The sequence below is a fragment of the Protofrankia sp. Cas4 genome (genome assembly GCF_963555915.1).
Lineage (GTDB): Bacteria > Actinomycetota > Actinomycetes > Frankiales > Frankiaceae > Protofrankia.
Genome location: NZ_CAUVXL010000183.1, coordinates 19,868 through 23,424 on the forward strand (window position 1 = coordinate 19,868; position 3,557 = coordinate 23,424).

Here is a 3,557-nt window from a genome sequence, read left to right on the forward strand (position 1 = left end):
GGCGGGGTCGACGAGTTCAGTGGGTGTGCCGACGAGGTCGGTGACGATGGCGTGGAACCGGGCGTCGAACCACTCCTGGTCGAGATCATCTGGGCCTTCGTCGACGTCCCGGCCGGCATCGCCATAGGCGGATCCCGCATCGTTTCCATGAAGGGACCCGGAGCGGACGGACCGGCGGCGTTCGGACTGGGTGAGCGGCCGGAAGCCGCCGGGTTCCCAGTCCCAGGTGGTGACCCGGGGTGTCAGATCGGCGGCGGTGGTGTGGTGCTGTTCGGCGAGGACGGCGCCGTCCCAGGCGAAGTCGATCCGTTCGCCCACCCCGCCGTCGTCGCCGGTGCCATTGGCGCTATCGCCGGCGAGGCGTTGTTTGGCGATCCGCCGGCCGAACGGATCATAGGAATACCGCCAGCGCCAGCCGTCCGGGGTGGTCACACCGGTGAGGCGATCGTCGGCATCCCAGCTGTAGCGCCAGGTCCGCGGTTTCGCCGACAGCCGCTTGTGCTGGCGCACCGTCACCCGGCCCTGGCCGTCGTGCTCGTAGCGGACCCGGCCGGCCCGGCGAATCAGCGTGCCGGCGTACTCCCGACCACCCTGCGCGGCCTCGTGCACCCCGTCGCGCCCGTCACGCTGTGCGGGTGGGGACGGGACGGGCACCGGCCAGGACGCGTCGATGATGTTGCCCGCCGCGTCGTAGGCGTAACGCTCCTGCCAGTCGGTTCCGTGGACGGCGGTGACCCGCCGGGCCGGGTCGAGATCGAACCGGCGCAGGCCTGCGAGCATGTCATCGATCTCGCTGATGTAACCGTCCGGACTGTAGGAGTAGTCCCGGCGCTGCAGCACCCGCGCGTGCCCCGCGGTCACGGTCTGCGACAGCAGCTGGTGGTTGGCATCCCACGCCTGCGCCAGCACCACCCCGCTGTCCAGGCTGCGCGCGACCTCCCGGCCGGCCGCGTCGTGGGTGAACCGCACCGTCCGACCGGCGGTGTGCAGGGAGATCGGCCGGTCGTCCACGTCGTACTCCCAGACACTCGCCGCTCCGGACGGCGTCACCCGCCGCACCCGCCGGCCCAGCACGTCGTACGTCGAGGAGACCGTCCGGCCGTTACACGTCTCGGCCAGCATCCGACCGGCGGGGTCCCGGGTGAACGTGCAGTCGGCGTCGGCGTTCACCGCACGCACGACACTGCCGACGGCGTCGTAAGCGAACGTCGTCACACCGTCCGCGGATCGTGTCTCGGTCACGTTCCCGAGCGGATCGCGGGTGAACCGCACGCTCTCCCCGGCACCATTGACACGTTCAACGACCTGCCCGGCGCCATCATGGACGTAGGCCAGCACCCGGCCGTTGAAATCGGCCTCCCGCACCAGATTCCCGGCCGAATCGTAGTCATACCGCCACACCAGGCCGGCCGGATTGGTGACAGCCACCAGCCGCAGCTCGGTGTCATAGGCGAACGCCAGGCGCGCCCCGTCCGGGCCGATCCGCGCAGCCGGCAGATCAAAATGCGTGTACTCGGTACGGGTCACCCCACCGACTGCGTCGAGGTGCTCAATCAGATTGTCTTCCCCGTCATAGCTCCACCGCTCGACCGCCCCATCCGGCAGGGTCCGGGATGCGGGTCTGCCCTCGACGGTCCAGGTGAACCGGGCCGTCCCACCGACCGGGTCGGTCACCGCGACCACCCGGCCGAACCCGTCCCGCTCATAGACAGTGACTGCCCCGAGCGGATCGGTCACGGAAACGGGCAGGCCAGCGGCGTCGCTCGCCACCCGCCGAATCTGACCCAACGCATCGGTGACCGCCGTCAGCCCGCCGCGGTCGTCATAGGCGAACCCGGTCCGCGCCCCGACCGGATCGACCACCGCCGTCAGGTTGCCCCGGTCATCGTAGGAGCGTTCCCAGCGGGCACCGTCCGCCTCGAGCAGCGTCACCGGTAGTCGCAGATCATTCCATTGTGCGGTCATCCGACTGCCGTCCGGCCGGACGACCTCGGTCAGGTTGCCGTCACCGTCGTAGCGGTACCGGACGGTGCGGCCCAGCGGGTCGGTCTCAGCCAACTTACGGTCATACCGATCCCACGCGTAGACGGTGACACCACCGAGCGGATCGACCTGCCGGCGGAGCTGCATCGCCGCGGTGAACTGGTACTCGATGGTCTGCCCCAGCGAGTTGGTCTCCACCGTGACCTGACGATCGGTGTCGTAGACGATCGTCCCATCCAGGCAGCCCGCCGAACCCACGGTCCGCACCACCCGACCGGCCGCATCGTAGGTATAGGCGTAGCCGGTGCCGTTACGATCCGTCCAACCGATCATGCGCCCGGCGGGGTCGTAGGCGAACAGCAACGGCCGACCCGAGGAGTTCACCACCTCGGTCAGCCGGCCACTCCCGTCGTAGCCATAGCGGACGATCTCGGTGTCGGGTTCGCCCGCCCGTCCCCGCAACCGGATCGCGGTGATCAGCCCCTGCCGGGTGTCCACCACCAGGTGGTACCCGCCCGAATGGCTGATCTCAGCGAGCGTCCCGTCGGCGGCGTCGTACCCCAACTCGATACGATTCCCGTTACGATCGGTGATCGCCGCCAGCGGCAGGGACACATGCCGGGCGTTGCCGGCCGGGATCGCGAAGTGGAAAACGTGGCCGGTCTGCGGGTCGCTGACGGTGTAGACACCGGCAGCGTCGCGGGCCAACGCCAGCCGTGGGCCCTCGGCTGGCAGCACGGTCGCCCCGGGTGCGGGATGCGGATAGGCGACCAGCACCCCGTCCGGCGCGGCATAGCACACGCCCTCCTCGTCGATCTCCAACCGGTGGTCCAACGTCGAGCTCCACGACGAGCCGAACCACCGGCCCGCCCGATACGACGACATGTGGGTCCGCTGCAGCGCCCAGGCCAGCAGGCCGGGCAGCTCGACGTCGACCTGCGCCAGGATCATCTGCCCGCTGGCCATGTCCACCGGATCCCGCCCAACGAACCGGCAGTGCGCGGCCCGCGCAAACAACCGTGGGTCACGCAAAGCGCTACGAATATCACCACCAGCGATCGCAATGCCGTGCGGGATCGCCGTCACGATATTGCGCGCTCGGCCCAGCGCCGCACCGCCAAAGGTGCGCAGCCCGGCACCAACAAGCTTCAACCCCTCACCACGGGCCACCCCACGCCCCAGCGCCACCGCGGTCCGCCCCAACCGCGCGACACTGACCACACCGCGTCCACCCGGAATCAGACCCAGCGAGTCCAGACCAAGCTGCCCCAACGACGCCTTCCCCTGCGCGTACTTCGCCAACGTGTCGGCGAACACCACCGCACCGGCGACCAGCGCGATCGCGACCAACGCCAACCCGATCGGCCCGGAGACGAACAGCGCGACGACCCCGGCGACCATCGCCACATCCCGGCAGAGGTCGACGAAGCTGTCCCAGGACCGAAACGGCGCCGACACCGCATCCCAGGCCTTCTCATACCACGCCTTGTTCTTGATCCCGCTGTCCGCGAGCGCGTTCTCGATGCCGTGGGCGCAGCTCCGGGCCGCCTCCCCCCGCAACTCCGCCGCATCCT

At 69.7% G+C, this 3,557-nt stretch carries 1 protein-coding gene; it reads right to left on the bottom strand.

Annotated elements, in window-relative coordinates:
- A partial coding sequence (locus tag U9979_RS16860) for a DUF6531 domain-containing protein (protein ID WP_322780145.1) occupies positions 1 to 3,557 on the bottom strand: 3,557 nt, incomplete at both ends.